Origin of the sequence: Micromonospora sp. CB01531 (genome assembly GCF_001905095.1) — a bacterium.
GTDB lineage: Bacteria > Actinomycetota > Actinomycetes > Mycobacteriales > Micromonosporaceae > Micromonospora.
Window position 1 is genome coordinate 1 of record NZ_LWLS01000043.1, and the last position, 3,056, is coordinate 3,056.

The following is a 3,056-nucleotide window of genomic DNA, read 5'->3' on the forward strand; positions in this document are numbered from 1 at the left end:
AACCAGCCGCGGACGTACCTTCTCGATCTGCTCCGGAGTCACACCACCAGCCAACCACCATCCACATGGAAGCCACCAACGACACACCCGACACCTAACAAAGTACTACTAGTGCGGTGTCCACTAACGTTCGCCGGGTTGCCCGCTGCCGGAAATTGTCGTACCCGTCGGGTTGGGTGTGGCTCGTGCCTCGTCGTCGGGATCCTGCCGCGCCCAGGGTGGTGTACCGGACCGCGCGTGTGGCGTTGCGGGTGACCCCTGGGCAGCGGCGGCGGTGCTTCGGGCTGCTGCGCTCGGCCGGTGACGTGTGGGCGTGTGTCCTGGAGATCAACGCGTGGCGACGCCGCCGCCACGACGCGCCGCTGGTTGGTTATCAGGCGTTGTGTCGGGAGCTGTCCGGGTCGGGGCCAGGCACGTTCGGCGAGCTGGACAGCACGGGTGCCCGTTCGGTGTTGCGCCGGTTCTCCGATGCGTGGTTCGCGGCGGCGAAAGCCCGCCGGGACGGTGACCTGTCGGTGCGGTTTCCGCGGCGTCGGCGGGCGTTGATGCCGGTGCGTTGGTATCACGGCACGTTCACCCTGGATGGGCTGCGGGTGCGGATCCCGACCGCGCAAGGCGCGTCGCCGTTGTGGGTCAGGTTGGCGCGGGAGGTGCCGTATCCGGTCGAGCAGGTCCGGTCGGTCACCCTGCTGTGTGAGGGCGGCCGGCTGTTCCTCGACATCACAGCCGAGGTCCCCGTGGCGGTGTATCCGCCGGGTGTGGGGCCGGACCCGGGCAGGGTTGCCGGGGTCGACCTGGGCATCATCCACCCCTACGCGGTCGCCAGCCGCGACGGTGAGGGCCTGTTGGTGTCGGGGCGGGCGATCCGCGCCGAGCACCGCATGCACCTCGCCGACACCAAAACCCGCCGCCGCGCCGTGGCCCACAGAGCACCGAAGCCGGGCCAGAAAGGGTCACGGCGGTGGCGGAAACACCGCCGGCGTACCCGGCTGGTCGAAGGCCGGCACAAGCGCCGGGTCCGGCAAGCCCAGCACGAAGCAGCCCGCACCGTGGTGTCGTGGGCCGTCGAGCAGCGGAACGGTGTGCTCAGGGTAGGTAACCCGCGCGGTGTGTTGGACATCGACGCGGGGCGGCGACACAACCTGCGGCTGCGGCAATGGCAGATCGGCCGCCTCCTGCAAATCCTGGAAGACAAGGCCACCCTGGCGGGCATCACCGTCGACCCCGTCAACGAACGCGGCACCTCCTCCACCTGCCCCACCTGCCTGCGGCGGGTACCGAAACCCCGCGGCCGGACCCTGTCCTGCCCACACTGCCAGTTCTCCGGGCACCGCGATCTGATCGCGGCCGCCATCATCGCCACCCGCACCCCGGGCGGCGGACCCACCCCAGCAGCCGTCGTGCTGCCGAAGGTGGTCACGCACCGTCGAGCCGGCCGACACCTACCCGGTGCCGGCCAGTCCCGGCGTGACCCCCGCCGCCCACATCGGGTGTCGAGAGGATCAGTTGGCCCGCGGAGGCCCGCCCCACCACCAGGTGGGGAGTCGCTCGCCTTAACGGCGAGGATCCACAACGCGCACCGGAAACCCGGTGAACGTTAGTGGACACCGCACTAGTGTGCTGAGTCGTTAATTCGTTGGCAGTAGGCTGCGATCGTTTCGAGGATGTCGTCCGCCGTCTTGGTCCACACAAACGGCTTGGGGTCGGCGTTCCACGCATCAATCCAGGCGGTGACGTCGGCTTCCAGCGCGGCGACACTGCGGTGGGCCGACCGGCGGAGTTTGCGGTTGGTCAGCTCGGCGAACCAGCGTTCGACCAGGTTGAGCCAGGACGAGTAGGTCGGGGTGAAATGCAGGTGGAACCGGGGGTGCTTGAGCAGCCACTGCTGGATGGCGGGCGTCTTGTGGGTGGCGTAGTTGTCCAGCACGAGATGCAGGTCCAGCTCGGGCGGGGTTGCCCGGTCGATGGTGCGCAGGAAGCGCAGGAACTCTTGGTGGCGGTGTTGGCGCTGGGTCTGGCCGATGACCTTGCCGGTGGCCACATCAAGGGCGGCGAACAGGCTGGTGGTGCCGTGGCGGACGTAGTCGTGGGTCACCCGGCCGGGTACGCCGGGCATCATCGGCAGCATCGGCGCGGTCCGGTCGAGGGCCTGCATCTGGGACTTCTCGTCCACGGCGAGGACCATGGCGGCCTCGGGCGGGTCGAGGTACAACCCGACAATGTCGCGGACCTTGTCCACGAACAGCGGGTCGGTCGACAACTTCCAACTGTCGACCTGGTGCGGTTTGAGCCCGAACGCCCGCCAGATCCGCGAGACCGCGGTCTGGTTCAGGCCCACCGCCTTGGCCATCGACCGGGTCGACCAATGACTGTCCTGATTGGGCGGCAGCTCTTCGAGCGTCTTAGTGATCACGGCCTCGACCTGGGCGTCGCCGATCTTCCGTGGCGCGCCCGGGCGCGGTTCGTCCCGCAGGCCGTCCACCCGATCGACCGCGAACCGCTTGCGCCACTTGCCGACCGTCGGCAGCGACACCCCAAGCCGGCGCGAGACCTCGCTGTTGGACAGGCCTTCCGCACACGCCAGCACGATCCGCGCCCGCACCGCCAACGCCTGTGCCGTCTTCGGCCGCCGAGCCAGCCCTTGCAACTCCTCCCGCTCCTCGGCGGTCAGTTCCAGCGGCGGCAGCTTCGGACCACGACCATCACCCATACCAACAATCTATCAATCAATTAACGACTCAGCACACTAGTAGCACTTTGTTAGGTGTCGGGTGTGTCGTTGGTGGCTTCCATGTGGATGGTGGTTGGCTGGTGGTGTGACTCCAGAGCAGATCGAGAAGGTACGTCCGCGGCTGGTTGAGTTCGCTGCGCAGATGTTGGACGGTGCGGTTCGGCGGTCGGACCAGCGGGTCAAGGGTGAGTTGTATGTGCGGGGGCTGCTCACCGACGGGGCGCGTAAGTCGATGCAGCCGATGGCGGAACGTCTCGGCGTCGATCATCAGCAGTTGCAGCAGTTCGTGACGTCTTCGACCTGGGACTATGCGACGGTGCGGGGG

Annotated in this window: 3 protein-coding genes; 2 read left to right on the forward strand and 1 reads right to left on the reverse strand. The window is 67.9% G+C overall.

Going from position 1 to position 3,056, the window contains the following annotated elements; all coding sequences use genetic code 11:
• Nucleotides 1–251 precede the first annotated feature (251 nt).
• A complete protein-coding gene (locus A6A27_RS07395) occupies nt 252–1,601 on the forward strand; it encodes an RNA-guided endonuclease InsQ/TnpB family protein (RefSeq protein ID WP_143193927.1) in 1,350 nt (449 codons plus the stop codon).
• 11 nt (nt 1,602–1,612) lie between these two features.
• Here A6A27_RS07395 and A6A27_RS07400 read toward each other — a convergent pair whose 3' ends face one another.
• Nucleotides 1,613–2,710, reverse strand: a complete 1,098-nt coding sequence (locus tag A6A27_RS07400) for an IS630 family transposase (RefSeq protein WP_073833802.1) — start codon at nt 2,708–2,710, stop codon at nt 1,613–1,615.
• A gap of 163 nt (nt 2,711–2,873) precedes the next feature.
• Here A6A27_RS07400 and A6A27_RS44875 point away from each other — a divergent pair.
• A partial coding sequence (locus A6A27_RS44875; protein ID WP_198940202.1) for a transposase occupies nt 2,874–3,056 on the forward strand: 183 nt, incomplete at its 3' end.

Bases quoted from the DNA above. Each gene is read 5' to 3' on its own strand.
- A6A27_RS07400 (WP_073833802.1), bottom strand. From the start codon at position 2,710: ATGGGTGATGGTCGTGGTCCGAAGCTGCCGCCGCTGGAACTGACCGCC.